The following is a 25,633-nucleotide window of genomic DNA, read 5'->3' as shown; positions in this document are numbered from 1 at the left end:
CACACTTCCCTCCCACACCCGAGGTACCCCTGTGACCGACGAGACCCTGACCACGAACCATCCACCCGCGGACGTGGGCACCGGTGTGCGCGACCGTCTCGCCGTCCGGCTGCTGCTGATCTCGACGTTCGTCGTCATCCTCAACGAGACGATCATGGGTGTCGCGCTCCCCCGGCTGATGAGCGACCTGGACATCCCGGCGAGCACCGCCCAGTGGGTGACCACCGCCTTCATGCTGACGATGGCGATCGTCATCCCCGTGACCGGCTTCGTGATCCAGCGGTTCACGACGCGCGCCGTGTTCCTGGCGGCGATGACCCTGTTCAGCCTCGGCACCGCGATCTGCGCGCTGGCGCCCGGGTTCGACGCGCTCATCGTCGGCCGCGTGGTGCAGGCGTGCGGCACGGCGATCATGCTCCCGCTGCTCATGACGACCGTCATGACGGTGACCCCGCCCGCGAGCCGCGGCCGCACGATGGGCAACATCTCCATCGTCATCTCGGTCGCCCCCGCGATCGGCCCGACGATCTCGGGTCTGGTGCTCAGCGTGCTCGACTGGCGCTGGCTGTTCGCGCTGGTCCTGCCGATCGCGATCGGCGCCCTGGCGCTCGGCGCGGTCCGGCTGCCGAACCTGACCGAGACGCGCAGCGCCCGGGTCGACATCGGCTCGGTGATCCTGTCGGCCGTCGCGTTCGGCGGCATCGTCTACGGGCTGAGCGGGCTGGGGGCTGTCGCGACGACGGGCATCACGACGTCCACCTGGGTGTCGCTCGGTGCCGGTGCGGTCGCGCTGGTGGTCTTCGTGCTCCGCCAGCTGCAGCTGCAGAAGATCGACGACGCCCTGCTGGACCTGCGCACGTTCTCGTCGTCGACGTTCACGATCTCGGTGGGCGTGATGGCGATCAGCATGATGTCGCTGTTCGGGACCCTGATCCTGGTGCCGCTGTACGCGCAGACGGTGCTCGGGCTCGAGGCGCTGCAGACCGGTCTGCTCCTGCTGCCCGGCGGCCTGATCATGGGTCTGCTGGCCCCGAGCGTCGGGCGTGCCTACGACCGGTTCGGTCCGAGGCCGCTGCTGGTCCCGGGCGCGATCATCGTGAGCGCCAGCGCGTGGGGGTTCACGCTGCTCGGCGCGACGAGCTCGCCGTGGCTCATGCTCGCGTGCCACGTCACGCTCAGCGCGGGGCTCGCCCTGATGTTCACGCCGCTGTTCACCTCGGCGCTGGGCTCCTTGCCGATGCACCTGTACTCGCACGGCAGCGCGATGGTCGGCACGGTGCAGCAGGTGGCCGGCGCGGCCGGGACGGCGCTGTTCGTCACCGTGCTCACCGCGCAGAGCGCCACGCTCGCTGCTGCGGGGTCCGGGGTGGTCGACGCCACCGCGGGCGGCATCCACGCCGCCTTCCTGGTGGGCGCGGTGATCTCGCTCGCCGCGATCCCCGCCGCGTTCTTCGTCCAGGCCGCTCCGTCGCACCACGGCGCACCGGCCGACGAGGCCGCGCCGGCCCTCGCGCACTGACTACGCTGGGGTCCTCGGTGGAACGACACCGGGGACCCCGGCACAGCACTCCCTGGAGGACGACCCATGAGCTACCCGGTGATCGAGCGTCGCGAGGACGACGGGTCGGGCACGCCCGGTCGCATGCTCAGCGTGGTCTTCCCCGCCCTTCTGTTCGTGCTCGGCCTGGTCCTGTTCACTGTCGCGTTCAACGTGGGCGACTGGGGCCCGTGGGCCTTCGCCGGCGGCATCCTCGCCATGTCGCTGTCGTTCGCGATCCCCACGACGATCCTCCCGGCCCTCGAGGACCGGGCCTGACGGACCGGGCCTGACGGACCCCGCCTGCCGGTCGGTCACCGACCGTCAGCTCGTCGACCGGCGCCAGTGCCGTCGGCCGACCCGGCGCGGACGGACCGGCTCCTCGGCCGGTGCCGGCTCCGGCACGCGGCGGCGTGCGTGCCACTCGCGCACCTCACGATCGACGTCCCGCAGCGGCGTGACCACGGGCGGTCCGCCGAGCAGCTGACGCCGCGCGGACACGATCCGCGCGTTGAACTCCTCGACGGCCGACCGCACGTCGTCCTCGGTGCGGAGCGCGTCCAGCCGTTCCGCCAGGACCGCGTCGTCCTTGCGCAGCTGGATCGCCTCTGGCAGCACGCCCGAGATCTGCTCCCGCTCGATGAGCGCCTTGAGCCACCAGTCCGGGTCGTGCCGGGTGATGCCCGGGATCGGCTTGCCCGCCAGGGGCAGGTCGTCGAACTCGCCGCGGGCGATCGCCTGGTCGATGACGACGTCGACCCACTGGTGCCGGTTCTCCATCCGGCCGCGCGGCGCAGCGGGTTCCTGCTCCCCCTGCTCACCGGCCGAGTCGCGCTGGACGCGGTACCGGGCCGCGTCGCGCACCGGGTCGTGCTCGGGCATCGTCACCTCCGGGATCGCCTCGCCTCCACGTTACGACGACGCGTCCGGCCCGGCAGCCCCCCGCTCAGCGCGGCAGCCGCAGCTCGGCCCGCAGCCCGCCGAGGTCCGCGGTCGCGAGCACGACGTCGCCGCCCTGCTCGCGCGCGATCTCGCGGGCGATCGCGAGGCCCAGACCGCTGCCGCCCTCGTCCCGCTGACGTGCCTCGTCGAGCCGCACGAACCGCTCGAACACCCGCTCGCGGTCCGCCGGGTCGAGCCCGGCCCCGTCGTCGTCGACCCGGACGGACCCGTCGGCAACGGTCACGACGACCCGCGACCCGGCGTGCCGGACCGCGTTGTCGACGAGGTTGCGCAGCACCCGGCCGACCGCGGCGGCATCGCCTCGAGCACGGCCGTCGCCGGTGACGCTCACCGGCTCGGTGGGCCGCACCACGTCGCGGGCGAGCGAGCCGAGGTCGAGGTCGTCGTGCGCCGTCGGCGTCGACCCCACCCGCGCGAGCAGCAGCAGGTCGTCCACGAGCGCCTGCATCCTGAGCACCTCACCCTCGAGCTCCGCCGCGAGCTCGTCCGTGCGGTAGGACTCCGGGTGCGCCCGCGCGACCTCGACGCTGGTCCGCAGGGCGGCCAGCGGGGAGCGCAGCTCGTGGGCGGCGTCGGCGACGAACGTCCGCTGCCGCGCGGCCCCGGCCTCCAGCCGGTCGAGCATCGAGTTGAGCGTGCGGGCCAGCGCACCGAGCTCGTCGTCGCGCGCCGGTACGGGCAGCGACCCGGGCCCGCCCGACGACGCCACGAGGGCGGCACCGCGGCGCAGCTCCTCGACCGGGCGCAGTGCCCGACCGAGGATCAGCCAGACGACGAGCCCCAGCGCCACCGTGAGCAGTGGCACCACGACCGCGAGCGCGACCCGGAGCGCGTCGAGCACACCCTGGACCTCGGTCAGCGGCACCGTCGCGACGACGGTCGCCGGCTCGCCCTGGAACGTCGTGGTCTGCACGGCCACGCGGGCGGCGTCGTCGTAGGCGCTGCGATCCGTGGTCGACACGCCGCTCAGTCCCGCCAGCACGTCCTGCGGCAGCACCGGCAGCGTCCGGCTCGCGTTCGGTGAGGTGGCGAGCACGGCGCCGTCGGCGTCGATGAGCTGCACGATCTCCCCGGGTTCCGCGACGGGCAGGGTCTCGGGCAGGCGGTCGTCGGACGCGAGCGACGCGACCGTCGCGGCACGCTCGCGGACCACCTGGTCGAGGGCGTCGATCCGCGTGCTGCGCAAGACGGTGGTCAGGGCGATCGCCCCGACGACCAGCGCCACACAGAGCGCGCCCGACGCCAGCAGCGTCAGTCGCAGACGCAGCGACATGCCTCGACGCACGACTAGCCCGCCACGCGGTACCCGGCGCCGCGGACGGTCTCGACGACCTCCCGGCCGAGCTTGCGCCGCAGGTAGCCGACGTAGACCTCGACGACGTTGACGTCCTCGCCGGTGCCGTCCCACACGTGGTCGCGCAGCTCGACCTTGCCGACGACGCGGTCGGCGTGGTGCATCAGGTACTCGAGCAGGGCGAGCTCGCGGGTGGTCAGCGCGACGACCTCGCCGGACCGGGTCACGCGCCGGGTCGCGGGATCGAGGACCAGCTCCCCCGCGGTCAGCACGGGCGGGCGCACCTGGCCCTGCCGGCGCAGGAGGGCGCGCAACCGGGACACCAGCACGACGAACGCGAACGGCTTGGTCAGGTAGTCGTCGGCCCCGACGTCCAGCCCGTCGGCCACGTCGTACTCGCCGTCCTTGGCACTGAGCATGAGGACCGGCGTCCACACGTCCTGGGCACGCAGCTCGGTGACGACGTCGTACCCGTTGCGGCGCGGCAGCATGACGTCGAGGACGATGACGTCGTAGCCGCCCTGCGCCGCGAGCTCGAGCCCGCGCTCGCCGTCGAACGCGACGTCGACGGCGAAGCCCTCGGCGGTCAGCCCGCGGTGCAGCGCACGCACGAGCCCACGCTCGTCGTCCACCACCAGAACCCGCATGTCCTGAGCATCCCATCCGGTGCCCGCACCGACGTCGTCGCCCTCTCAGGATGCCCTCAGCAGGCATGACGCACAGTGGAGCCATGAACGAGCCCCGTCGCACCCTCAGCCCCCGGACCCGCTGGGCGGTCCCCGTCGTCGCCGCCGTCGCGGTGGGCATGGCCTTCGCCGCGCCCCCGCTGTTCGCGTCCGCCGACGACGCCGGCCTGCCGACGATCAGCCCCGAGGAGCTGGCCGCGCAGGTGGCGAGCGCCGAGCCGTCGCCGCTGTCCGGCACGGTCGTCTACACCGCGCGCCTGGGCCTGCCGGAGATCCCGTTCGGCGCGGTCGGCGGTGCCGACCCGATCAACCTGCTCGGCGGCAGCTCGACGATGCGCGTGTGGTCGGACGGGGAGCAGCGCTCGCGCGTCGCGTTGCTCGGTCCGACGTCGGAGTACTCGGTGGTGCAGGACGGTGCGGAGGCCTGGACGTACTCCAGCAGCGACGACGCGGTCGTCCACTACAGCCTGAGCGACGCAGACGCCGCACGGTACGAGGCGCTCGCGGCGCTGGCGGAGGCGGGCGAGCTGCCGGTGCACGCCGACCTGCCGACGCCGGAGGAGGCCGGTCGCCAGGCGGTCGAGCGGGCCGAGGAGTCGTCCACCGTGACGCTCGACGCGCAGACGGAGGTCGCCGGACGCGCCGCGTACCAGCTCGTGGTGACGCCGACCAGCGACACGACCCTGGTCGGGAGGATCGTGGTGGCCGTGGACGCCGAGACCTCGACCCCGCTGCGGGTGCAGGTGTGGAGCACGTCCGACACGGAGACACCCGCCCTGGAGATCGGCTTCACCGACGTGTCGTTCGCGACCCCCGCCGACTCGGTCCTCGCGTTCTCGGCACCCGCAGGGGCGTCGACCCGCGAGGTCGTCGTGCCGTTGCCGGAGGTGCCTGCCGAGGCGGCGACCGCGACCCCGGACAAGGAGCTCCCCGAGGGTGTCACCGTGACCGGGACCGGCTGGGATGCCGTCGTGCAGGCCTCCGGGCTCGACGTGGCAGCGCTCGTCGCCGGCGACCCGTCGGCCGCGGCGAGCCTGCCCGGGGTCGACAAGACGTTCGGGTCGCAGGGTGCCGCGGACCTGTACTCGGAGTTCGTGCCCGAGGAGGGGTCCGGCTCGCCGATGGGTGACCTCGACACCACCGCCCTGTACGACACGCTGACGACCGAGGTCCCCGAGGGACGGCTGCTGTCCTCCGCGCTCCTGTCGGTGCTGGTCACCGACGACGGCCGGGTGCTGGTCGGCGCGGTGCCGGGTGCCACCCTGCAGGCCCTGGCGGCCCCGTGACGGACGGCCTGGCCATCTCCACCGACGGCCTCACCAAGCGGTTCCGCTCGGGGCAGGTGGCGGTCGCCGGCATCGGCCTGCACGTCCCGCGCGGCGCCGTCTACGGGTTCATCGGACCGAACGGCTCGGGCAAGACGACGACCATCCGGATGCTGCTCGGGCTGGTCCGGCCCACGAGCGGGAGAGCCTTCCTGCTCGGCGGCGAGATGCCGGGCGCGGGGGCCGACGTGCTCCCGCGCGTCGGCGCGCTCGTCGAGGGCCCGGCGTTCCACCCGTACCTGACCGGCTCGGCGAACCTCGCACGGCTCGACGCCAGCGACGCGACGGCCGACCCGCGCACCGCCCGGACGCGCGCCGGCGAGGCGCTGGACCGCGTGGGGCTCGGTGCCGCGGCGGGCAAGCCGTACCGGCAGTACTCGCTCGGCATGAAGCAGCGCCTCGGGCTCGCGGCCGCGCTGCTGCGGCCGCGCGAGCTGCTGGTGCTCGACGAGCCGACGAACGGCCTGGACCCGCAGGGCACGCGCGAGGTCCGCAACCTCGTGCGCGAACTCGCCGAGAACGGCACCACCGTGCTCGTCTCGTCGCACCTGCTGGCAGAGATCGAGCAGGTGTGCAGCCACATCGGGATCATGAGCGGCGGCCACCTGCTGCTCCAGGGCGACCGCGCCGAGCTCACCTCCCGCGGGCTGCCCCGGCTGTCCGTGCAGACGTCCACCGACCACGTCGGCGCCGCGGCGGAGGTCCTGACCGGGCTGGGGCTCACCGACGTCCAGGCCACCGGGGTCACGGTGTCCGCGCTGCTGGGCGACGTGCCGCCCGAGAAGGTGTCGGCCGCGCTCGTGCACGCGGGCATCGACCTGCTGGGGCTCGAGGTACGACGGCCGAACCTGGAGCAGATCTTCGTCGAGCTGACCGGGGAGGGCTTCGATGTCGCTCGTTGAGACCGCGACCCCCCGCAGAGGCTCCCTGCTCCGGCTCGTCCGCTCCGAGCTGCGGCTCGTCCTCGGCCGCCGCCGCAACCAGGTCCTGCTCGCCGGGCTCGCGCTGGTCCCCCTGCTGCTGGGCACCGTGCTGTTCCTGTCCCAGGACACCGCCCTCGACGGGCAGGGTCCCGGGTTCGTCGGCCGGGTGACCAGCAACGGGCTGTTCCTCGTCGTCGCGTCCCTGTTCCTGTGCCTGCCGTTCCTGCTCCCGCTGACCATCGGGATCGCGTCCGGCGACGCCATCGCGGGCGAGGCGTCCGCCGGCACCCTGCGCTACCTGCTGACGGTGCCCGTCGCGCGGGGCCGGCTGCTCGCCGTGAAGGCCGTCGGCGCCCTGACGTTCGCAGCCGCGGCCGTGGCGGCCATCGCCGTCGTCGGGATCGTGGCCGGTGCGACGTTCTTCGGTCTGCGCGGCATCACCCTGCTGTCCGGGACCACCGTGCCCCTCGGCGACGGCATCCTGCGCATCGCCGCGGTCGTCGTCTACGTCGGGCTGTCCATGACCGGGCTCGTCGCGGTCGGGTTGTTCTTCTCCACGCTCACCGAGGTGCCCGTCGGCGCGATGGCCGCCACGGTCGTCACCGCGATCGTGTGCGGTGTCCTGGACCAGCTCCCGCAGCTCGCCGCGATCGCGCCCGCCCTGCTGACCCACCACTGGCTCGACTTCGCGGAGTTCCTCCGCCTCGAACCGGACTGGGGCGTCCTCGGTCAGGGCCTGGCACTGCAGGCGGCGTGGGTGGCGATCTTCGGCGCGCTGGCGTGGAGCCGCTTCACGACGGCCGACGTGTCGAGCTGACAGCGACGGCACGAACGAGCCCTGGGTGCTGTCCCGACGCCTCGACACGTCACTCAGGGCTGGTTCGGCCCTGTGCTCGTCCGCTCAGGGCAGAAGCGTCGCGACCTCGGCCGGCGGCCCTCGCGGGCTAGCGTGGCGGGAGCACTACAGGAACCCGGAGGACGCGATGACGCCGCACCTGACGCACCTCGAGCACCGCACCGAGCCGCTGCTGCGGCGACTCGTCGGCTCGATCCTGCGCGAGCAGCGGGAGCGGCAGCGGCGGACGCTGCGCGACGTCGCCGAGGACGCCCGGGTGTCCGTCGCCTACCTGTCCGAGGTCGAGCGCGGCCGCAAGGAGGCGTCGTCGGAGGTGCTCGCCGCGGTCTGCCGGGCGCTCGGGCTGCGGCTGGTCGACCTCGTCGGCACCGCGCACGCCCAGCTCGCGCTCGCGGACGGCCGGCTCGTCGTGGACCTCACGGCGCCCGTGGCGGCCGACGCCGTGTCGTCCGACCGCCACGAGCTCGCGAGTGTCACGACCCTCACCGCCCGGACCGACGCGCCGGCTCCGACGGGCCAGGTCCTGCTGGCCGCCTGACGCGTCAGCTGGTCGGCGGCAGCGTCGCTGCGTCCGACGCGTCAGCCGATCGGCGGCACCTCCTTGAGGGTGGTCACGACGCGGTCCGCCAGCCCGTAGTCGACCGCCTGCTGCGCGGTGAGGATGAGGTCGCGCTCGGTGTCGGTGCGCAGCTTGGCCAACGGCTGACCGGTGTGGCGGTGCAGGATCTCGTCCACCTGCTCACGCAGCCGGGCGATCTCCCGGGCCTGGATCTCCAGGTCGGCCGCGGTGCCCTCTCCCCCGCCCGACGGCTGGTGCAGCAGCACGCGCGCGTGCTCCAGGACGTGCCGGTTGCCGGGCGTCCCGGCCGCCAGGAGGACGGCCGCCGCGGACGCCGCCTGCCCGAGGCAGAACGTCGCCACCGTCGGCTTGATGTACTGGATGGTGTCGTAGACGGCCAGCAGCGCGGTGATCGAGCCGCCGGGCGAGTTGATGTACAGGTGGATCGGCGAGTCCTGGCTCTCCGACTGCAGGTGCAGCAGCTGCGCGATGACGACGTTGGCGACGCCGTCGTCGATCTCGGTGCCCAGGAAGATGATCCGGTCGGTGAGCAGCCGCGAGTAGACGTCGGACGCGCGCTCGCCCGTCGGCCGCTGCTCGATGACGACGGGGATCGTGTACTGGCCGGCCATCACAGTCCCGCCCGTCGCATCGACGCGTCCGGGCGCACGTCGTCGAGGTGCTCGACCACCCGGTCGATGAACCCGTACGCCAGCGCCTCCTCGGCGGTGAACCAGGCGTCGCGGTCGGCGTCCCGCTCGATGGTCTCGACGGACTGACCCGTGTGCTCGGCCGTGAGCGACTGCATCGTGCGCTTCACGTGCGCCATGTTCTGCGCCTGGATGGCGATGTCGATCGCGGTCCCGCCGATCCCGCCGGACGGCTGGTGCATGAGCACGCGCGAGTGCCGCAAGGCGTACCGCTTGCCGGGCGTGCCGGCGCTGAGCAGGAACTGGGCGGCGCTCGCCGCCAGACCCATCGCGAGGGTCGCGACGTCGTTCGGGATGAGCCGCATCGTGTCGTACATCGCCAGGGCCGCGCTCACGGAGCCGCCCGGGGAGTTGATGTAGAGCGCGATGTCGCGACGGGGGTCCTCCGCGGAGAGCAGGAGCAGCTGCGCGCAGACCCGGTTGGCGATGGTGTCGTCGACCTCCTGCCCGAGCACCACGATGCGCTGGTGCAGGAGCCGGGTGGACAGGTCGTCGTCGAAGGGGCGGACGGTGGGTGGAGCGGTGCTCATGAGGGCCTCCGTAGGTCGCTGGTCCCTCGACGGTCACACGCGCCGACCGCCCACGGACCCCCGGTCTGCCGTGCGCGGATCTGCCGACGGCAGACACATACTTGCCACTCTGGAAAGTTCGATCCATACTTTCCGACATGGAAAGCAGACGAGACCCTCTGACCGCGGCCGACGACGCACGCCGACGACTCACCGCGGGTCTCAGGCTGCCCACCGGCTTCTCCCCCGCGCTCGCCACCGGGGTCGCGGTCCAGGTCGGCGCCGCCGCCTACGGGATCGCCGCGCAGACCGCCACGGGGGTCGCCGTCGCGCTGGCCGGGGTCGCGGTGTTCCTGGGCGTGGCGGCGCTCCTGCTGCACCGGTTCAGCCGGATCAACGGCGTCCGGGTGGACGGGCTGGCCAGCCAGGTGGTCCTCGCCGCCGGGGCGCGCGCCTCCGTCGCCTACCTCGGCGCGCTCGCCGTCGGGATCGTGGCCGCGTTCGGCTCCCGCTGGTGGCTGGTCGCCGTGGCGGCGGTGGCCGCAGGCGTCGGCTGCGCGCTCGGGGTCCGCCGCTGGTGGCACGACTACCGGCACGACCCCGCCGCGCACGCACGCGGCGCCTCCCCGCGGGTGCTCGCGGTGCTCGCCGTCGTCGCGTGCCTGGGGTGCGCGGCCCTGCTGGTCCTCGGCTGATGGCCGGGCTCGACCCGCTGATCCACGCCCCGACGCGGCTGCAGCTCGTCACGACGTTGTCCGCGGTGTCGGAGGCGGAGTTCGCGACGGTGCGCGCCGCGCTCGACGTCAGCGACTCGGTGCTGTCCAAGCACGTCTCGGCGCTGGTCGAGGCCGGCTACCTGCACAGCCGCAAGGGCGTCCACGCGGGACGACGGACCACGTGGATCGGCCTGACACCGGCAGGTCGCAAGGCGCTGCACGAGCACGTCGCCGCGCTACGCCGTGTGATCGACGCGGTCGAGTGACGGCCGCCTCGACCGGCCAGCGAGCGAGCCAGTCCCTGGTCGTCGGGTGACGGACCTACCCGCTGGGTGAGGAGTGCTCGTTCTGCGGTGGCGGCACGCTCGACCTGGGGACCGTGCCGTCGGCGTGCGACTCCGACGCAGCCCGCTTCGCCGTGTACGACCCGTCGTAGTCTCGACCGCGTGACCGACCACGCTGCGATCCCGCTGCGGGAGCTGCGCTCGGACTGCTCGCGCTGCGCGGGTCTGTGCTGCATTGCGCACTCGTTCCAGCGCTCGTCGGACTTCGCGTACGACAAGCCCGCCGGTACGCCGTGCCGGAACCTGCTGGACGACTTCCGGTGCGGCATCCACGCCGACCTGCGCACCAGCGGGTTCACGGGCTGCACGGTCTACGAGTGCTTCGGCGCGGGCCAGTTCGTCACGCAGCAGCTCTTCGGCGGTCGCACGTGGCGCGACGACCCCGCGATCACGGCGGACATGTTCGCGGTCTTCGGCACGATGCGCGGGCTGCACGAGCTCCTCTGGTACCTCACCGAGGCGCTCGCGGTCCGCGCGGCGGCACCGCTGCACGACGAGGTCGCCCGGCTGCGGACCGAGGTGGCCGATGTGCGCGACGCCGGTGCAGGACCGGACGCCCAGGCCAGGGTCGGCGACCTGCTCGGGCGCGTGAGCGCGCTCGCGCGGGACGGGCTGCACGGCCGGCAGGCTCGCGGTGCCGACCTGACGGGGGCGGACCTGCGCCGTGCCGACCTGCGCGGAGCCGACCTCCGTGGGGCGCTGCTGATCGGTGCAGACCTGCGGGGCGCCGACCTGCGGCTGGCGGACCTGCTGGGCGCGGACCTGCGTGGCGCGCGGCTGGACCGTGCCGACCTGACGGACGCGCTCTTCGTGACACCCCCGCAGGTGGCGTCCGCACGCGGCGACGGGACGACCAGTCTCCCGCGCGGGCTCGTCGCACCTGGGCACTGGTCCTGACACGCGTGTCGAGAACCGCGGGACGGCTCCGACCACTGCACGAAGGACGCGGCAGCACCGGGCTCCGCGTCACGACATCGGAGGCACCGAGATGACCAGCATCAGCCCGTTCCTGTGGTTCGACGACCAGGCCGAGCAGGCCGCGCAGCGCTACGTGGAGATCTTCCCGAACTCGCAGATCCTGTCGGTCGCCCGCTACGGCGAGGGTGCCCCCCAGCCGGCCGGGACCGCGCTCACCGTGAGCTTCGTGCTCGACGGCCAGGAGGTGCAGGCCCTCAACGGCGGGCCCGCGTTCCCGTTCACGGAGGCGTTCTCGTTCCAGGTCTCGGTGCCCGACCAGGCCGAGTGCGACCGCGTGTGGGACGCCCTGATCGCCGACGGCGGCGAGCCGGGCCGGTGCGGCTGGCTCAAGGACCGCTGGGGCCTGTCCTGGCAGGTCGTCCCGACAGCGCTGCCCGCGCTGCTGGCCGACCCCGACCCCGCGCGTGCGGGCCGCGCCATGGACGCCATGCTGACGATGGGCAAGATCGACGTGGCCGCCCTGCACGCGGCGGCCGACGCGGGGGCCTAGCTGCCCAGCTGGGCCAGCCGCGGGACGGCGGGTGCCACGGCGTCCTTCACCCACGCGGCCAGGCCGGTGTCGGCCGGGGTCAGGATGACGGACTCCACGCCCAGGGCGTCGTAGGCCCGCATCTCCTCGACGAACCCGTCGACGTCCCCGGCGAGCAGCTTCTCGCCGCGGGACAGCATGGTCACGCGGATCTCGGCCGGGTCGCGGCCGAGGTCCGCGCAGTGGCGGTGCAGGACGTCGAGCTTGTGCGCGACCTCCTCGGGCGTGGACGTGAACAGGTTGCACGCGTCGCCGTACTGCGCGACCAGGCGCAGGGTCTTGCGCTCGCCCGAGCCGCCGATGAGGATCTCGGGGCGCGTCAGCGGCTGCGGCGAGCACAGGGTCCGGGCCAGCTGGTAGTGCGTGCCGTCGTACGGGCCGTCGTTCGTCGGGTCCCACATCTGCCGGCAGATCTGCAGGGTCTCCTCGAGGCGCTCGAACCGCTCGGACAAGGGCGGGTAGGGCACCCCCATCGCGCGGTGCTCCTCCTCGTACCAGGCGGCCCCGATGCCGAGCGTGGCGCGGCCGCCCGAGAGCACGTCGAGCGTGGCGTGGATCTTCGCCAGCAGACCCGGGTGCCGGTAGGTGACGCCCGTGACCAGCACGCCGAGCTGCACCTCCGACGTCACGCCCGCGAGGTAGCCGAGCGTCGTGTACGCCTCGAGCATCGGGTCGTCGGCCGGGAAGCCGGCGGCGACCATCTGGAAGTAGTGGTCCATGACCGAGACCCAGGCGACGCCGGAGTCCTCGGCGGTGCGCGCCGCGTCGGCCAGCTCCTGGCGCAGCGCGCCGGGCTCGACGGAGTCGAAACGGTAGAGGTGGACGCCAACACGCACGGGGAGCTCCTTCGACGGGGTTGCTCGTCACCCTGCCAATTCGAGCGCGCTCGAAGTCAAGCGACCCAGTCGGACCGCACCAGCAGGACCACGTCGACCGCCGCGACCGCGATGGCGAACAGGAACGGCAGCCGGTGCCGCCCGCCGCCGAGCGCGAGCACGGTGGCGGCGATCGTCAGCCCCACGGCAGCGACGAGCGCGACGGCCGCAGCTGCTCGTGGCGGGCCGGGCGGCGCCAGGACGACCAGGACCGTCGCTCCGACGAGCGCCAGCGCCGTGCCGATGCTCGTCGCGGTCCCGCCGACCCGGTGCGGGAGCCCGCGGACGCCGGTGGCGCGGTCGTCCTGCAGGTCGGGCACCACGTTCGCCCCGTGCGCGCCGATCCCGAGCAGGGCGCCCGCCGCCATCGCCCACCAGGCGGCGACCGGCGAGCCGGGCAGCGCCAGGGCGATCCCCAGGGGCAGGAATCCGAACGAGAACGCGTACGGCGCCCAGGACCACGCTGTGCTCTTGAGCCGGAGGTTGTAGGCCCAGGCCGACGCGACGGTCGCGAGGTGCACGAGGCCCGGGCGCCAGCCGAGCGCCAGCGAGAGCACCACGCACGCCACGGCCGCGCTCAGCGCCGCCGTCCGGACCGTCGCGACGGTGAGACGCCCGGCACCGACGGGCTTGTCGGTCCGCCCGACGGCGGCGTCCCGGTCCGCGTCGATCCAGTCGTTGGACCAGCCCACGGAGAGCTGCCCGGCCAGCACGGCGGCACCGACCAGAGCCGTCGTCGCGACCGGCGCGTCGGCCCCCGCAGCCATCGCGACCGCGAACACCGTCACGGCAGCGGCCGGCGCCGGGTGGCACGCGAGCGCGAGGTCGACGACGCGCGACCTCCCGGCACCTTCGCTCACCCTGCTCACCTCCGCATCGACGCGCCATCGTCGCAGGTCGGGTAAAGATTCGGCAGGACGGCCCCGACACGTGCCGGACGTGCGAGCGCGTGGCACGATGCCCGGATGGCGCGTATCGCCTCGATTGCCCCCGTCCTGCCCGAGCACACCTACGCCCAGAGCGAGATCACCGCGACGATCGGTCCGCTGCTCTCCTCCGACCCCCGGCGCCTCGCCACGATCGAGCGGATCCACGCGGCCACCGGCATCGAGACGCGGCACCTCGCGCTGCCCCTCGACGCGTACGCGGAGCTGACGACGTTCACGGTGGCCAACGACACGTTCGTCCGCGAGGGCACCACGCTGGCGGCGCGGGCGTGCCGCGAGGCCCTCGCCGCCGCCGGGCTGGACGCCGCGGACGTCGACTACCTGCTGGTCACGACGATCACCGGGATCGCCACCCCGTCGCTCGACGTGCTCCTGGTCGAACGGCTCGGCCTGCGTCCCGACGTCAAGCGCGTCCCCGTGTTCGGGCTCGGGTGCGTCGCGGGGGCCGCGGGGATCGCCCGGGTCCGCGACCACCTGCAGGGCCACCCGCAGGACGTCGCCCTGCTCGTGTCGGTCGAGCTGTGCTCGCTGACGCTGCAGCACGGCGACGACTCGATGGCGAACATCGTGTCCAGCGGCCTGTTCGGCGACGGCGCCGCGGCCGTCGTCATGGTGGGCAGCGACCGGGCGGACGACGTACCGGGCGGGGTCGACGTCGTCGACTCCCGCTCCGACCTCGTCCCCGGCACCACCGACGTGCTCGGCTGGGACATCGGCGGCAGCGGCTTCCGGATCGTGCTCGCGGCGAGCCTCGCGGACATCGTCGAGCGGAACCTCGGCCCCGGCGTCGTCGACCTGCTCGCCGCGCACGGCCTCAAGGTCGCCGACGTCGGCACGTGGGTCGCGCACACCGGCGGACCGCGCATCCTGCGGGCCGCGGCGAGCGCGCTCGAGCTGCCCGACGAGGCCTTCGCCGCGAGCTGGCGGTCGCTCGCGCGCGTCGGGAACCTGTCGTCGTCGGGAGTGCTGCACGTGCTCGCCGACGAGCTGGCGGCCGGGGGGCACATCCCCGGGTCCGCCGGCGTGCTGTTCGCCGTCGGTCCCGGGGTGTGCACCGAGACCGTCCTGCTGCGCTGGCCCGAGGAGTCGTAGGTGAGCTGGTACGACTGGCTGATCGTCGTGATCGCGTTCGAGCGCCTGGCCGAGCTGATCGTCTCGCAACGCCACGTGACCTGGGCGTTCGCGCACGGTGGCATCGAGACGGGCAAGCGGCACTACCCGCCGATGGTCGCGCTGCACTCCGGGCTGCTGGTCGCGTGCGTGGTCGAGGTGCACGTGGCGGACCGGCCCTTCCTCCCGGCGCTCGGGTGGACCGCGCTCGCGTTCGTCGTCGCCGCGAACGCGCTGCGCTGGTGGTGCATCGCGACCCTGGGGAACCAGTGGAGCACCCGGGTGATCGTCGTCCCCGGCGTCGCCCTGGTCCGGCGGGGCCCGTACCGCTGGCTCAGCCACCCGAACTACGTCGCCGTCGCCGTGGAGGGCGCAGCGCTCCCCCTCGTGCACACCGCCTGGGTCACCGCGATCGCGTTCACGGTGCTCAACGCGATCCTCCTGCTCGGCTTCCGGATCCCCACGGAGGAGCGCGCGCTGCGCTCCGTCAGCCCGGCCCCGACATGACCCCCGACGCCGACCTGCTGGTGATCGGAGGCGGCCCCATCGGGCTCGCCGCGGCGATCGAGGGACGGCTCGCGGGGCTGTCCGTCATCGTCGTCGAACCCCGCGCGACCCCCGTCGACAAGGCCTGTGGTGAAGGCCTGATGCCCGGTGCCGTCGAGGCGCTCGCCCGGCTCGGCGTCGACCCCGAGGGCCACACCCTGACCGGGATCCGCTACGTGCGGGGCGCGCGCACCGCCGACCACCTCTTCACGGTCGCGCCGGGGCGGGGTGTCCGGCGCACCGTGCTCCACGCCGCGCTCGCCGCACGCGCCCGGGAGCTGGGTGCGGTCGTCGTCCCCGGGCGCGCCCACGCGGTCGAGCAGGACGCGTCGTCCGTCTGGTGCGCGGGGATCCGCGGACGCTGGCTCCTCGCGTGCGACGGCCTGCACTCGACGGTCCGCCGTCAGGTCGACCTCGCGACGCACCACCGCCTGCGCGCGCGCCGGTTCGGGGTGCGCCGGCACTTCCGGGTGGCGCCGTGGACCGACCTGGTCGAGGTGCACTGGGGCCGGTCCGTCGAGGCGTACGTGACCCCGGTGGCCGACGACGTCGTCGGCGTCGCGCTGCTCGGACCCGCCCACCACGACTACGACCGGACGCTCGACTCGTTCGCCGCCCTGCGCCACCATCTCGCCGGCGCGGAACGTCTCGGCCCCGCCCGCGGCGCCGGACCGCTCTTCCAGCAGAGCGAGCACCGCACGGCGGGGCGCGTGCGCCTCGTCGGTGACGCGTCCGGCTACGTCGACGCCCTCACCGGCGAGGGCGTGCGGGTCGGGCTCGCCCAGGCGCACGCCGCCGTCGCGACGCTGGACGAGGACGTCCGCCGTTCCAACGCGGCCTACGAGAAGGCGTGGACCGCGGCCACCCGCGACTACCGGGTGCTGACCAGCGGGCTGCTCGCCGCCGCGGCCTCTCCCCTGCGGCGCGGCATCGTGCCGCTGGCCGTCACGGCACCCGGGCTCTACGGAGCCGTCGTCGAGCGGCTCGCGCGCTGACTCACGACTCGAACGCCGCCGGTCCGGCGGGGGCCAGGGCGCTCGCGATGCGCGCGTGCATCTCGTCGGACATCGGCGGCAGCGCGTCGAGCGGGAACCAGGCCGCCTCGGTGTTCTCGCCGTCCGCGGGGAACGGCTCGCCGGACACGTACCGGAACCGGAAGGTGTGGTCGAGGTACTGCACGCGGTCCCCGTTGTCGTAGACCATCGGCGGCAGGACGTGCACCCAGGTCAGGCGTTCCGCGACCGCGACGACCGACGCCTCCTCCAGCACCTCGCGCGCACCGGCGACCGCGGGCTCCTCGCCCGGGTCGATGATCCCCGTCACCGGGGTCCAGGCGCCGTCGTCCGCCCGCCTCACCAGGAGGACCTCGTCGGCGCGGACGACGACGGCCGTCACCCCCGTCAGCCACAGGAGGTCGTGCCCGACGGCGGCCCGCAGGGCGAGGATGAACTCCGGGATCGGCACGCGCCGATCGTAGGTGACCCGCGTTCGGTCGCCCGGCGCTCGCGGGGGACAATGGTCCGTCGCCGACCGAGAAGGACCTGTGCCGTGAACCAGCCCCGCATGAACGTCGAGTCGTTCAACCTCGACCACCGGACCGTCGCCGCGCCGTACGTGCGCCTGGCCGACACCAAGCACCTGCCCGCCGGGGACGTGATCCAGAAGTACGACGTCCGGTTCACGCAGCCGAACGTCGCGCACCTCGAGATGCCGACCGTGCACTCCCTCGAGCACCTGTTCGCGGAGCACTCCCGCGACCACTCGGACCGCGTCATCGACTTCTCCCCGATGGGCTGCCAGACGGGGTTCTACCTGATCCTGCAGGGCGAGTGGGCCTACGACGACGTGCTGGACCTGGTCCAGGACACGCTCACGGACATCACGACCGCCACCGAGGTGCCGGCCGCCAACGAGGTGCAGTGCGGGTGGGGCGCCAACCACACGCTCGACGGCGCCCAGGAGGCCGCTCGGACCTTCCTCGGCGCCCGCGAGGAGTGGAGCAAGGTCACCGCATGATCGCCGTCGACGCGGTCATCGTCACCGCGATGCCCGACGAGTCGGCCGCGTTCCTCGCGCGCGCCGACGTCGTCGGCGACCCCACCCAGATGGGCCACGCGGAGCACCGCCTGCTCACCGTCTGCGGTCGGCAGGTGCTGCTGGTGCAGTGCGGGATCGGCCTCGTGAACTCCGCGACCGCGGCCGCCGTCGCCATCCAGGGCACGCACCCGCGCGCGGTCATCAGTGCCGGCAGCGCGGGTGGCGTCGGGCTGGACGTGCGGGTCGGCGACGTCGTCGTCGGGTCCGAGTACCTGTACTCCGGGGCCGACGCGCGCGCGTTCGGGTACGAGCTGGGCCAGGTGCCGGGCATGCCCGAGGTGTACGAGGCCGAGCAGATCCTGCACGACGCCGCGGTGACCGCGACCGTCGACCTGCGCGTCCTGACCGGCACGATCCTGTCCGGCGACGCGTTCATCGACGCCAGCCGCATCGACCGGATCCGCGCCGCGTTCCCGGCGGCCATGGCCACCGACATGGAGTCGGCAGCGCTCGCCCACACGGCCCACCTGTACGGGGTGCCGTTCCTGTCCGTGCGAGGCATCTCCGACCTGTGCGGGCCGGTCGCGGGTGCGGACTTCCTCACGCACGTGGACGATGCTGCGGACCGGTCCGCGGCCGTCGTCATCGAGGTGCTCCGACGGCTGGCCGTCGGGGACATGGCCCACGCACGCTGACGTCTCTCTCACAGGAAGCGACCCGATGACCCAGAACCACGCCGTGCGCGTGCACCCGAGCGCCGACCGCCTAGCGCGCACCGACCAGCTGGCCTGGGCCATCGCCGAGGTCGCCGCCGACCCCGTCGCGGTGCCGGACGACGTCGTCGACATGATCGTCAACCGCGTCATCGACAACGCGGCGGTCACGGTCGCCTCCCTGACGCGCACTCCCCCGTCCACGGCACGCGCCCAGGCGCTCAGCCACCCGTACGCCGGCCCGAAGCACGGCGCGACGGTCTCCGGCGTGGACCCGGCGACCCGGGTGAGCCCCGAGTGGGCGGCATGGGCGAACGGGGTCGCGGTGCGCGAGCTCGACTACCACGACACGTTCCTCGCCGCCGACTACTCCCACCCGGGCGACAACATCCCGCCGCTGGTCGCGGTCGCGCAGCACACCGGCCGCGACGGGGCCGCGCTGGTCCGGGCCATCGCGACCGGGTACGAGATCCAGGTCGACCTGGTCCGTGCGATCAGCCTGCACGCGCACAAGATCGACCACGTCGCGCACCTCGGCCCGTCGGTCGCCGCCGGCCTGGGCACCCTGCTCGACCTGTCGCCCGAGGTGATCTTCCACGCGGTCGGCCAGGCCCTGCACACCACCACGGCCACACGGCAGTCGCGCAAGGGCGAGATCTCGTCGTGGAAGGCGTACGCCCCGGCGTTCGCGGGCAAGGTCGCCATCGAGGCCGTGGACCGGGCGATGCGCGGCGAGACGTCGCCGACGCCTATCTACGAGGGCGAGGACGGCGTGATCGCCTGGCTGCTGGACGGTCCTGACGCGGCGTACGACGTGCCGCTGCCCGCCCCCGGCGAGGCCAAGCGGGCGATCCTCGACACGTACACCAAGGAGCACTCGGCGGAGTACCAGTCCCAGGCGCTCATCGACCTGGCCCGCAGCCTGCACCACGACCGCCCGGACCTGACCAACCCGCACAACGTGGCGTCGATCGTCATCCACACGTCGCACCACACGCACTACGTGATCGGCTCCGGCGCGAACGACCCGCAGAAGTACGACCCGACGGCGTCGCGCGAGACGCTCGACCACTCGATCCCGTACATCTTCACGGTCGCGCTGCAGGACGGGGCCTGGGACCACGTCGCGTCCTACGCGCCCGACCGCGCCGCCCGGCCCGACACGGTCGAGCTGTGGCAGAAGGTCACCACGACCGAGGACCCCGCCTGGACGGAGCGGTACCACTCGAGCGACCCGGCGCAGAAGGCGTTCGGCGGGCGGGTCGAGATCACCACGACGGGCGGCGAGGTCGTCGTCGCCGAGCTCGCGGTGGCCGACGCGCACCCGCTCGGCGCCCGGCCCTTCGCCCGGGAGCAGTACGTCGCGAAGTTCCGCTCGCTCGCCGCCGGCGTCCTGGCCCCCGACGAGATCGAGCGGTTCCTCGACGTCGCCCAGCGGCTGCCGTCCCTGACCGCCGACGAGCTCGCCGGCCTGACGGTCGTCGCCCCCGCGGGGCTGCTGGAGACGGTCAGCACGCCGGAAGGACTGTTCTGATGCTCTACGCGACCACGACGCCCGCCGACAAGAGGGTCGCCCTGCGCGACGGGCTCGCGTCCGGGCGGCTCCTGCGGCTGCCCGGCGCGTTCAACCCGCTGTCCGCACGGCTGATCGAGGCCAAGGGCTTCGACGGCGTCTACATCTCGGGCGCGGTCCTCTCCGCCGACCTGGGCCTGCCGGACATCGGCCTGACGACCGCGACCGAGGTCACGCAGCGCGCCGGGCAGATCGCCCGGATGACCGGCCTGCCGTCGATCGTCGACGCGGACACCGGGTTCGGCGAGCCCATGAACGTCGCCAGGACCGTCCAGGGCCTCGAGGACGCGGGTCTGGCCGGCTGCCACATCGAGGACCAGGTCAACCCGAAGCGCTGCGGGCACCTCGACGGCAAGGCGGTCGTCGACGAGGACACCGCGCTCAAGCGCATCCGGGCGGCCGTCGACGGTCGCCGCGACCCGAACTTCCTGATCATGGCCCGGACCGACATCCGCGCCGTCGACGGCCTCGCCGCCACGGTCGACCGCGCCAAGGCGCTGGTCGACGCCGGTGCGGACGCGATCTTCCCCGAGGCGATGACGGGTCCCGAGGAGTTCGCGGCCATCCGGGCCGCGGTCGACGTGCCCCTGCTGGCGAACATGACCGAGTTCGGCAAGGGCGAGCTGCTCACCGTGCGCCAGCTCGAGGACATCGGCATGAACCTCGTCATCTACCCCGTCACGCTGCTGCGCCTGGCGATGGGTGCCGCGATGGCCGGGCTCGACACCATCCGCGACGAGGGCACCCAGGCCGGGCTGCTGGACCGCATGCAGACGCGTGCCGAGCTCTACGACCTGCTCGACTACGAGGCGTACGGCCAGTTCGACGCGAACGTGTTCAACTTCAGGCTCTGACCAGCACCTGCGCTCCGCACGCACGAGTCCCGTCAACGACGATGGAGGCACACCGCATGACCGAGTCCGACACGCAGATCCACAAGGGCCTCGCCGGCGTGGTCGTGGACACCACCGAGGTCTCCTCGGTGGACGCCGCGAGCAACTCGCTGCTGTACCGCGGCTACCCCGTCCAGCAGCTCGCCGCACAGTGCTCGTTCGAGCAGGTCGCGTACCTGCTGTGGCACGGCGAGCTCCCCGACGAGGCCCAGCTGGCCGAGCTCCAGGCGGCCGAGCGCTCGCAGCGTGCGCTGGACGACGACGTGGTCGCCGCGGTGCTGTCGCTGCCCACCACATGCCACCCGATGGACGTGGTGCGCACGGCGGTGAGCGTGCTCGGCGCGCACGACCCGACCGCCGAGGACTCCTCCCGCGACGCGAACCTGGCCAAGTCCGTGCGGCTGCTCGCGCAGCTGCCGGGTGTCGTGGCGCTCGACCAGCGCCGCCGTCGCGGGCAGGACCCGGTGGCTCCGCGTGACGACCTCGGGTTCGCGGAGAACTTCCTGCACGTCACGTTCGGCGAGGTGCCGGACCCCGTCGTCGTGAAGGCCTTCGAGGTGTCGATGGTCCTGTACGCCGAGCACTCGTTCAACGCCTCCACGTTCACGGCGCGCGTCATCGCCTCGACCCTGTCGGACCTGCACTCCGCGGTCACCGGGGCCGTCGGCGCGCTCAAGGGCCCCCTGCACGGCGGCGCCAACGAGGCGGTCATGGAGACGTTCGCCGAGATCGGCACGGCGGACCGCGCGGCGGCCTGGCTCGACGACGCCCTGGAGCACAAGCGCAAGATCATGGGCTTCGGCCACCGCGTCTACAAGCACGGCGACTCGCGGGTGCCGACGATGCGCGAGTCGCTGGTCAGCCTGGTCGAGCACTACGACCGGCAGGACTTGCTCGACCTGTACGACGCGCTGGAGTCCGCGATGACGGAGCGCAAGAACATCCTGCCCAACCTGGACTACCCCACCGGCCCGGCGTACCACCTCATGGGCTTCGACACCCCGACGTTCACGCCGCTGTTCGTCGCCAGCCGGATCACCGGCTGGACGGCGCACGTGATGGAGCAGCTGAGCGCGAACTCGCTGATCCGGCCGCTGAGCCAGTACGTGGGCCCGGCCCGGCGCGACGTGCCGTAGCCCCGGTCAGCCGGCGGCGATCGGGCGCCCGACCGTCAGGGCGTCCCGCATCGGGGCGTCCAGCGCGCGGTACGCGGCATCCGGCTCGGCGCCCACCGCCTCGAGGACGGAGCTGAAGAAGCACCGGGCGGCCGCGGCCAGCACCACGTCGAGCACCTCGTCGTCGGCGAACCCGAGGGCACGCAGCTCGTCGAGGTCGGCCGGCCGCAGGTCCGCGGCGCCCCCGGCGACCTTGCCCGCGAACCGGGCGACGGCGCGGTCGACCTCGGTCAGCTCGGGCGAGTCCTCGCCTGCCGCGAGCGCGCGCACGGCATCCGGGCTCATGTGCGTCTCCGCGAGCACGCGCCCGTGCGCCAGCGCGCAGTAGCTGGACCGCAGCCGCAGCGCCGCGGCGGTCGTCGCGACCTCGTATCGGCGCGGGTCCATCCCCTTGATCGCACCGTTGAGCCCCTGCCAGGCGCGCAGGACGGCGGGTCGGTGCGCGAAGACGCGCGTGTAGTTGGCGACGTGGCCGAGCGACGCCCGGTCCTTCTCGAACGCCTCCGTCACCTCACCCGTGGGGTCGACGTCCTGCGTGGCGTCCTGGATCCAGCTCATGCGCCGATCATGGCGGCCCGCGTCCGTCGCGTCGAGCACGGCCGTGCGGCAGAGTCGGGACCATGCCCGACGCCCGCCTGCTCGACGCCGCGGTCGCGAACAACGCCTCCTGGTGCGACCTCGTCTGCCGCTCGGCCGGCCTGCCCACCGTCACGGGTCCCGGCCTCTGGTCGACCCCGCACCGCTCCCCCGACGCCTACCCGGATGCCGTCACCCTGCGCCCCGGGGTCCCCGTGGCCGACGTCCTGGCGGCCGTCGACGACACCGACGGCGCCTCCGTGAAGGACTCGTTCGCCGACCTCGACCTCGCCCCGCACGGCTGGTCCGTCCTGTTCGAGGCGCAGTGGCTCGCCCGCGCCGCCGTGTCCGCGACCGCGACGGGACTGCCCTGGCGGACCGTCGTCGGCGACGCGCTTCCGCACTGGCTCGCCGCCCACGGCTCGGCGGTCATCGTGCCGGACGTCCTCGACGACCCCGACGTCCGGCTCCTGCTCGCGGCCGACGCCGAGGGTCCGGTCGCCGTCGCCGCACTCCACCGGTCCGGCGCGGGCGGGGACACGGTCGTGGGCGTCTCGAACGTCCAGGTCCTGCGTGGTGGGCCAGGCCTCGTCTGGTCGGACCTGACCGTGCTCGCCCGTCGTGAGCTGGGCGCACACCCGCTGGTCGGCTACGAGTCCGGACCGGACCTGCTCCCCCCGGTCGCGGTCGGGTTCGGACCCGTCGGGCCGCTGCGGGTCTGGGTCCGCTGACCGCTCAGGGCTCGATCGCGAACCCGGTCAGCCCCTCGGGCACCTCGTCGGTGATGTCGACGCCGGTCACCTGCGCACCGCCCGGGCCGGAGCGGCACCACGCGACGAGCGCCGCGACGGCGTCCTCGGACCCCTCGGCGACCGCCTCGACCGTCCCGTCGAGCCGGTTGCGGACCCAGCCGTGGACGCCGAGCCGCCGCGCCTCCCGGGACAGCGACCAGCGGTAGCCGACGCCCTGCACCATCCCGCGCACCACGAGATGCCGCCGGATCACCCGGCACCCCCGGCGCTGCGGTGCTGGGGTCGGCCGGGGGCCGCGGTGGTCAGCAGACGCATGCGCCCAGTCTGCCCAACCAGGTCGTGCTCCGGTCGACCGGCTGGGTCACGGGCGCGGCCGGCTGGAGCGCGGACGCGCTCCGGCAAGGGAGGATGGCCCGGTGACTTCCCCGAGCGTGACCCCTGCCGACCGAGCCGACGCCGCTCGGCGATTCCGGACCGCCCTGTTCGTCGACTTCGACAACGTCTACATCGGCCTGCAGCGCCTCGACCCCGTGGCGGCCGAGGCTTTCGCGACGAACCCGGCCCACTGGCTGAGCGAGCTGGAGTCCGGCACCGACTCCGAGGGCGACTTCTCGCGGCGGTTCCTCATCCGCGCGTGCTACCTCAACCCGTCGCGGTTCTCGCAGTTCCGCCCGAACTTCACGCGCGCCGGGTTCCAGGTCGTCGACTGCCCGTCGCTGACGCAGCAGGGGAAGAGCAGCGCCGACATCAACCTTGTGCTCGACGCGGTCGACGCGCTCGCCGCAGCGACCCACTACGAGGAGTTCGTCATCGTCTCCGCCGACGCGGACTTCACTCCCCTGGCCCTGCGCTGCCGCGCCGCGGACCGCCGGGTCACGATCATGACCGCCAGCCCGGCCGCGAGCGCCTACCGGGCCGTCGCCGACTCGGTCATCACGGCCGACGAGCTGGCGGACCTGGTGACGCACACCGCGTCGACCCTCCCGGTCGAGAACGTGGTCGTCGAGCCGCCGGTCGTCGTCGACCCGCCGGCCGCCACGGCGCCGCCCGCCCGCGGCAAGAAGTCGGCACAGGCGCCCGTCGTCGCCGCACCGCCGGCCAGCTCCGCGGCGCGCAAGGCCGTGCTCCAGCGCGTGCAGACGGCCGACCGCCCGGTGCCGCTGGGCACCGTGGCGCAGCTGGCCCAGAAGACGGAGCCGTCCCTGCCGGAGACGCGGTGGGCGGGGGCCGGTGGGTTCCTGCCCTGGCTGGCGAAGGTCGTCCCCGAGGTCGGCGTCTCGTCGCGACCGCCCGGCTGGGTGTGGGACACCACACGGTTCGGTGAGGCCGACCTCCCGGGCGCCGTCACGGACACGGCACCCAGCGCGCTGCAGAACCAGGTGGTCGCGGTGACGGACACCCCGGGGCTGAGCCAGTCCACCTACGGGGTCCTGCTCACGACGCTCGCCGCGGACCTCGCGGCCCACCCGTTCGACCGCGCCAAGACCTCGCGACGCGTGCGTGACGCGTGCCAGAAGAACGGCGCCAAGATCGGGCTCTCGACGGTGAACTTCGTCATCGGCGGGATCATCTTCGCCGGGCTGCGGCTGACGTCGTCGGTCACCGCCCGCGACCTCGCGACGGCGTGGGCCGACAACGTCGTCGGGCTGTGCCGGGGCGCGCGCATGCAGCTCAGCGCCGGTGACGTCGCGGCGATCCGCGCGTGGGTGGGCGGCGGGCTGCTCGAGGGCTAGCGGTCGTAGTCGAAGCGCAGGCGCATCCGGTCGCCGCGGAAGACGATCGACGAGTACTCGAACGGGCGGGACAGCGCGTCGGAGATCACGTCCTGGAGCTGGAGCGCGGGTTCGCCGCGCCGCATGCCGAGGTGCTTGGCGTCCTCGGTGCTGACGGCGACGGCCTCGAGCTCCTCGTGCACCCGCTTCATGGGCAGCCCGTAGTGCTCCTCGAGGACGACGCAGAGCTGGTTGGCGACCACGTCGTGGCCGTCGAGGCCGGGCGCCAGGCGGGCCGGCACGTACGAGCGGTGCAGGCTGATCGGCTCGCCCTGGACGGAGCGGACGCGGACGATCACGTACGTCTCGTCGCCCTCCCCGAGCGCGAGCCGTTCGCGGACCCCGGAGGACGGCGTCTCGCGCGCGACCGAGACCAGCCGCGTCGACGTCTCGTAGCCGAGGCCCTCGAGCTGTTCGCGGACGCCACGGTAGGCCGGCGAGACCGCGTTGATCTTGGGCGTGGCGACATAGGTGCCCTTGCCGGGGACGCGCACCAGGAGCCCGTCGCCGACGAGCTTGGTCAGCACGCCGCGCACCGTCATCCGGCTCAGTCCGTAGATCTTGTTGAGCTCGTTCTCGGACGGGATGCGCTGCCCCGGGCTCCACTCGCCGCTGGTGATCCGGGTGTGCAGGATCTGCTCGAGCTGCGCGTAGAGCGGCACCGCCGACTCGCGCTGCAGGACGCTGGTCATGAGGTCCAGGGTTTCACGGATCTTGCGCTCCTGGTCGTGCATG

31 protein-coding genes are annotated in these 25,633 nt (G+C 73.4%); 20 read left to right on the top strand and 11 right to left on the bottom strand.

What is annotated here, in order from left to right; all coding sequences use genetic code 11:
- Window positions 1-31: 31 nt before the first annotated feature.
- Complete coding sequence (locus tag CTE05_RS11800; protein WP_246123555.1) at window positions 32-1,519, top strand: MDR family MFS transporter; 1,488 nt, start codon at window positions 32-34, stop codon at window positions 1,517-1,519.
- A gap of 66 nt (window positions 1,520-1,585) precedes the next feature.
- On the top strand, window positions 1,586-1,816 hold the full coding sequence (locus CTE05_RS11795; RefSeq protein WP_146846335.1) for a hypothetical protein: 231 nt from the start codon (window positions 1,586-1,588) through the stop codon (window positions 1,814-1,816).
- A 45-nt stretch (window positions 1,817-1,861) separates the two neighbouring features.
- On the opposite strand, the gene CTE05_RS11790 is transcribed toward CTE05_RS11795, so the two are convergent.
- The 3 genes from CTE05_RS11790 to CTE05_RS11780 all read right to left on the bottom strand — a co-directional run bounded on the left by CTE05_RS11790 (window position 1,862) and on the right by CTE05_RS11780 (window position 4,441).
- Entirely contained in the window at window positions 1,862-2,419 is a 558-nt protein-coding gene (locus CTE05_RS11790) for a DnaJ family domain-containing protein (RefSeq protein ID WP_146846333.1), read from the bottom strand.
- A gap of 64 nt (window positions 2,420-2,483) precedes the next feature.
- A complete protein-coding gene (locus tag CTE05_RS11785) occupies window positions 2,484-3,773 on the bottom strand; it encodes an ATP-binding protein (RefSeq protein WP_146846331.1) in 1,290 nt (429 codons plus the stop codon).
- A 14-nt stretch (window positions 3,774-3,787) separates the two neighbouring features.
- Complete coding sequence (locus CTE05_RS11780) at window positions 3,788-4,441, bottom strand: response regulator transcription factor (RefSeq protein WP_146846329.1); 654 nt, start codon at window positions 4,439-4,441, stop codon at window positions 3,788-3,790.
- An 83-nt stretch (window positions 4,442-4,524) separates the two neighbouring features.
- Here CTE05_RS11780 and CTE05_RS11775 point away from each other — a divergent pair, with 83 nt between their 5' ends.
- The 4 genes from CTE05_RS11775 (at window position 4,525) to CTE05_RS11760 (ending at window position 8,122) form a co-directional block, all read left to right on the top strand.
- Complete coding sequence (locus CTE05_RS11775; protein ID WP_146846327.1) at window positions 4,525-5,766, top strand: LolA family protein; 1,242 nt, start codon at window positions 4,525-4,527, stop codon at window positions 5,764-5,766.
- Entirely contained in the window at window positions 5,763-6,707 is a 945-nt protein-coding gene (locus CTE05_RS11770; RefSeq protein ID WP_146846325.1) for an ABC transporter ATP-binding protein, read from the top strand. The genes CTE05_RS11775 and CTE05_RS11770 overlap by 4 nt, the downstream gene beginning before the upstream one ends.
- Window positions 6,694-7,545 carry an ABC transporter permease gene (locus CTE05_RS11765; protein WP_146846323.1) on the top strand — a complete coding sequence of 284 codons (852 nt, stop codon included), beginning with the start codon at window positions 6,694-6,696 and terminating at the stop codon, window positions 7,543-7,545. The genes CTE05_RS11770 and CTE05_RS11765 overlap by 14 nt, the downstream gene beginning before the upstream one ends.
- Window positions 7,546-7,711: 166 nt before the next feature.
- Window positions 7,712-8,122, top strand: coding sequence for a helix-turn-helix domain-containing protein (locus CTE05_RS11760; RefSeq protein WP_146846322.1), 411 nt, complete (start codon window positions 7,712-7,714; stop codon window positions 8,120-8,122).
- Window positions 8,123-8,163: 41 nt separating this feature from the next.
- Here the strand turns inward: CTE05_RS11760 and CTE05_RS11755 are convergent, their stop codons facing one another.
- Window positions 8,164-8,775 carry a ClpP family protease gene (locus CTE05_RS11755; protein WP_146846321.1) on the bottom strand — a complete coding sequence of 204 codons (612 nt, stop codon included), beginning with the start codon at window positions 8,773-8,775 and terminating at the stop codon, window positions 8,164-8,166.
- Window positions 8,775-9,383, bottom strand: a complete 609-nt coding sequence (locus CTE05_RS11750; protein ID WP_146846320.1) for a ClpP family protease — start codon at window positions 9,381-9,383, stop codon at window positions 8,775-8,777. The genes CTE05_RS11755 and CTE05_RS11750 overlap by 1 nt, the downstream gene beginning before the upstream one ends.
- 137 nt (window positions 9,384-9,520) lie before the next feature.
- Between CTE05_RS11750 and CTE05_RS11745 the strand changes: the two genes are divergently transcribed.
- From CTE05_RS11745 to CTE05_RS11730, 4 genes are all read left to right on the top strand, one after another.
- A complete protein-coding gene (locus CTE05_RS11745; protein WP_146846319.1) occupies window positions 9,521-10,057 on the top strand; it encodes a hypothetical protein in 537 nt (178 codons plus the stop codon).
- Window positions 10,057-10,344 (top strand): transcriptional regulator, encoded by a 288-nt coding sequence (locus CTE05_RS11740; protein ID WP_146846318.1) that lies wholly within the window; start codon window positions 10,057-10,059, stop codon window positions 10,342-10,344. The genes CTE05_RS11745 and CTE05_RS11740 overlap by 1 nt, the downstream gene beginning before the upstream one ends.
- Before the next feature lie 180 nt (window positions 10,345-10,524).
- The gene (locus CTE05_RS11735) at window positions 10,525-11,319 is read left to right on the top strand and encodes a pentapeptide repeat-containing protein (RefSeq protein ID WP_146846317.1); all 795 of its coding nucleotides are present in this window, start codon (window positions 10,525-10,527) and stop codon (window positions 11,317-11,319) included.
- A gap of 91 nt (window positions 11,320-11,410) precedes the next feature.
- Window positions 11,411-11,890, top strand: coding sequence for a VOC family protein (locus CTE05_RS11730; RefSeq protein ID WP_146846316.1), 480 nt, complete (start codon window positions 11,411-11,413; stop codon window positions 11,888-11,890).
- Here CTE05_RS11730 and CTE05_RS11725 read toward each other — a convergent pair.
- Window positions 11,887-12,765 (bottom strand): LLM class F420-dependent oxidoreductase, encoded by an 879-nt coding sequence (locus CTE05_RS11725; protein ID WP_146846315.1) that lies wholly within the window; start codon window positions 12,763-12,765, stop codon window positions 11,887-11,889. The two genes, CTE05_RS11730 and CTE05_RS11725, sit on opposite strands and share 4 nt — an antisense overlap.
- 56 nt (window positions 12,766-12,821) lie before the next feature.
- A complete protein-coding gene (locus CTE05_RS11720; RefSeq protein ID WP_246123554.1) occupies window positions 12,822-13,664 on the bottom strand; it encodes a UbiA family prenyltransferase in 843 nt (280 codons plus the stop codon).
- A gap of 105 nt (window positions 13,665-13,769) precedes the next feature.
- Between CTE05_RS11720 and CTE05_RS11715 the strand changes: the two genes are divergently transcribed.
- Genes CTE05_RS11715 through CTE05_RS11705 form a run of 3 tightly spaced genes read left to right on the top strand, consistent with a single transcriptional unit; the run spans window position 13,770 to window position 16,402 of the window.
- The gene (locus CTE05_RS11715) at window positions 13,770-14,843 is read left to right on the top strand and encodes a type III polyketide synthase (protein ID WP_146846314.1); all 1,074 of its coding nucleotides are present in this window, start codon (window positions 13,770-13,772) and stop codon (window positions 14,841-14,843) included.
- Window positions 14,844-15,368, top strand: coding sequence for an isoprenylcysteine carboxyl methyltransferase family protein (locus tag CTE05_RS11710; RefSeq protein WP_146846313.1), 525 nt, complete (start codon window positions 14,844-14,846; stop codon window positions 15,366-15,368).
- Window positions 15,365-16,402, top strand: a complete 1,038-nt coding sequence (locus tag CTE05_RS11705; protein WP_146846312.1) for an NAD(P)/FAD-dependent oxidoreductase — start codon at window positions 15,365-15,367, stop codon at window positions 16,400-16,402. The genes CTE05_RS11710 and CTE05_RS11705 overlap by 4 nt, the downstream gene beginning before the upstream one ends.
- Before the next feature lies 1 nt (window position 16,403).
- Here CTE05_RS11705 and CTE05_RS11700 read toward each other — a convergent pair whose 3' ends face one another.
- The gene (locus tag CTE05_RS11700; RefSeq protein ID WP_146846311.1) at window positions 16,404-16,871 is read right to left on the bottom strand and encodes an NUDIX hydrolase; all 468 of its coding nucleotides are present in this window, start codon (window positions 16,869-16,871) and stop codon (window positions 16,404-16,406) included.
- A 99-nt stretch (window positions 16,872-16,970) separates the two neighbouring features.
- Here CTE05_RS11700 and CTE05_RS11695 point away from each other — a divergent pair, with 99 nt between their 5' ends.
- From CTE05_RS11695 to CTE05_RS11675, 5 genes are read left to right on the top strand one after another with little or no spacing between them, the layout of a single operon-like run.
- Complete coding sequence (locus CTE05_RS11695) at window positions 16,971-17,423, top strand: S-ribosylhomocysteine lyase (protein WP_146846385.1); 453 nt, start codon at window positions 16,971-16,973, stop codon at window positions 17,421-17,423.
- A complete protein-coding gene (locus CTE05_RS11690; protein ID WP_146846310.1) occupies window positions 17,420-18,139 on the top strand; it encodes a 5'-methylthioadenosine/adenosylhomocysteine nucleosidase in 720 nt (239 codons plus the stop codon). Before CTE05_RS11695 ends, CTE05_RS11690 begins: the two co-directional genes overlap by 4 nt.
- Window positions 18,140-18,164: 25 nt before the next feature.
- On the top strand, window positions 18,165-19,691 hold the full coding sequence (locus tag CTE05_RS11685; protein ID WP_146846309.1) for an MmgE/PrpD family protein: 1,527 nt from the start codon (window positions 18,165-18,167) through the stop codon (window positions 19,689-19,691).
- A complete protein-coding gene (gene prpB / locus CTE05_RS11680) occupies window positions 19,691-20,584 on the top strand; it encodes a methylisocitrate lyase (protein ID WP_146846308.1) in 894 nt (297 codons plus the stop codon). Before CTE05_RS11685 ends, prpB begins: the two co-directional genes overlap by 1 nt.
- Before the next feature lie 56 nt (window positions 20,585-20,640).
- On the top strand, window positions 20,641-21,759 hold the full coding sequence (locus CTE05_RS11675) for a bifunctional 2-methylcitrate synthase/citrate synthase (RefSeq protein ID WP_146846307.1): 1,119 nt from the start codon (window positions 20,641-20,643) through the stop codon (window positions 21,757-21,759).
- 6 nt (window positions 21,760-21,765) lie between these two features.
- Here CTE05_RS11675 and CTE05_RS11670 read toward each other — a convergent pair whose 3' ends face one another.
- Window positions 21,766-22,356 carry a carboxymuconolactone decarboxylase family protein gene (locus CTE05_RS11670; protein WP_146846306.1) on the bottom strand — a complete coding sequence of 197 codons (591 nt, stop codon included), beginning with the start codon at window positions 22,354-22,356 and terminating at the stop codon, window positions 21,766-21,768.
- Window positions 22,357-22,418: 62 nt separating this feature from the next.
- On the opposite strand from CTE05_RS11670, the gene CTE05_RS11665 reads away from it, so the two are divergent.
- Window positions 22,419-23,105, top strand: coding sequence for a hypothetical protein (locus CTE05_RS11665; protein ID WP_146846305.1), 687 nt, complete (start codon window positions 22,419-22,421; stop codon window positions 23,103-23,105).
- A 4-nt stretch (window positions 23,106-23,109) separates the two neighbouring features.
- Here the strand turns inward: CTE05_RS11665 and CTE05_RS11660 are convergent, their stop codons facing one another.
- Window positions 23,110-23,379 (bottom strand): acylphosphatase, encoded by a 270-nt coding sequence (locus CTE05_RS11660; protein ID WP_146846304.1) that lies wholly within the window; start codon window positions 23,377-23,379, stop codon window positions 23,110-23,112.
- A gap of 163 nt (window positions 23,380-23,542) precedes the next feature.
- Between CTE05_RS11660 and CTE05_RS11655 the strand changes: the two genes are divergently transcribed.
- The gene (locus CTE05_RS11655) at window positions 23,543-24,859 is read left to right on the top strand and encodes an NYN domain-containing protein (RefSeq protein WP_146846303.1); all 1,317 of its coding nucleotides are present in this window, start codon (window positions 23,543-23,545) and stop codon (window positions 24,857-24,859) included.
- Here the strand turns inward: CTE05_RS11655 and CTE05_RS11650 are convergent.
- Window positions 24,856-25,632 carry a GntR family transcriptional regulator gene (locus CTE05_RS11650; RefSeq protein WP_222595470.1) on the bottom strand — a complete coding sequence of 259 codons (777 nt, stop codon included), beginning with the start codon at window positions 25,630-25,632 and terminating at the stop codon, window positions 24,856-24,858. The genes CTE05_RS11655 and CTE05_RS11650 overlap by 4 nt on opposite strands.
- Window position 25,633: the final 1 nt, after the last annotated feature.

The organism is Cellulomonas terrae, assembly GCF_007990265.1.
GTDB lineage: Bacteria > Actinomycetota > Actinomycetes > Actinomycetales > Cellulomonadaceae > Cellulomonas > Cellulomonas terrae.
This window is presented reverse-complemented; position numbering and strand designations above follow the sequence as displayed.

Coding starts and splice junctions, on each gene's coding strand:
- CTE05_RS11665 (WP_146846305.1), top strand. CDS start 22,419: ATGCCCGACGCCCGCCTGCTCGACGCCGCGGTCGCGAACAACGCCTCC.
- CTE05_RS11695 (WP_146846385.1), top strand. CDS start 16,971: ATGAACGTCGAGTCGTTCAACCTCGACCACCGGACCGTCGCCGCGCCG.
- CTE05_RS11730 (WP_146846316.1), top strand. CDS start 11,411: ATGACCAGCATCAGCCCGTTCCTGTGGTTCGACGACCAGGCCGAGCAG.
- CTE05_RS11670 (WP_146846306.1), bottom strand. CDS start 22,356: ATGAGCTGGATCCAGGACGCCACGCAGGACGTCGACCCCACGGGTGAG.
- CTE05_RS11780 (WP_146846329.1), bottom strand. CDS start 4,441: ATGCGGGTTCTGGTGGTGGACGACGAGCGTGGGCTCGTGCGTGCGCTG.
- CTE05_RS11675 (WP_146846307.1), top strand. CDS start 20,641: ATGACCGAGTCCGACACGCAGATCCACAAGGGCCTCGCCGGCGTGGTC.
- CTE05_RS11790 (WP_146846333.1), bottom strand. CDS start 2,419: ATGCCCGAGCACGACCCGGTGCGCGACGCGGCCCGGTACCGCGTCCAG.
- CTE05_RS11650 (WP_222595470.1), bottom strand. CDS start 25,632: ATGCACGACCAGGAGCGCAAGATCCGTGAAACCCTGGACCTCATGACC.
- CTE05_RS11755 (WP_146846321.1), bottom strand. CDS start 8,775: ATGGCCGGCCAGTACACGATCCCCGTCGTCATCGAGCAGCGGCCGACG.
- CTE05_RS11685 (WP_146846309.1), top strand. CDS start 18,165: ATGACCCAGAACCACGCCGTGCGCGTGCACCCGAGCGCCGACCGCCTA.
- CTE05_RS11715 (WP_146846314.1), top strand. CDS start 13,770: ATGGCGCGTATCGCCTCGATTGCCCCCGTCCTGCCCGAGCACACCTAC.
- CTE05_RS11785 (WP_146846331.1), bottom strand. CDS start 3,773: ATGTCGCTGCGTCTGCGACTGACGCTGCTGGCGTCGGGCGCGCTCTGT.
- CTE05_RS11775 (WP_146846327.1), top strand. CDS start 4,525: ATGAACGAGCCCCGTCGCACCCTCAGCCCCCGGACCCGCTGGGCGGTC.
- prpB (WP_146846308.1), top strand. CDS start 19,691: ATGCTCTACGCGACCACGACGCCCGCCGACAAGAGGGTCGCCCTGCGC.
- CTE05_RS11760 (WP_146846322.1), top strand. CDS start 7,712: ATGACGCCGCACCTGACGCACCTCGAGCACCGCACCGAGCCGCTGCTG.
- CTE05_RS11740 (WP_146846318.1), top strand. CDS start 10,057: ATGGCCGGGCTCGACCCGCTGATCCACGCCCCGACGCGGCTGCAGCTC.
- CTE05_RS11745 (WP_146846319.1), top strand. CDS start 9,521: ATGGAAAGCAGACGAGACCCTCTGACCGCGGCCGACGACGCACGCCGA.
- CTE05_RS11750 (WP_146846320.1), bottom strand. CDS start 9,383: ATGAGCACCGCTCCACCCACCGTCCGCCCCTTCGACGACGACCTGTCC.
- CTE05_RS11795 (WP_146846335.1), top strand. CDS start 1,586: ATGAGCTACCCGGTGATCGAGCGTCGCGAGGACGACGGGTCGGGCACG.
- CTE05_RS11765 (WP_146846323.1), top strand. CDS start 6,694: ATGTCGCTCGTTGAGACCGCGACCCCCCGCAGAGGCTCCCTGCTCCGG.
- CTE05_RS11705 (WP_146846312.1), top strand. CDS start 15,365: ATGACCCCCGACGCCGACCTGCTGGTGATCGGAGGCGGCCCCATCGGG.
- CTE05_RS11690 (WP_146846310.1), top strand. CDS start 17,420: ATGATCGCCGTCGACGCGGTCATCGTCACCGCGATGCCCGACGAGTCG.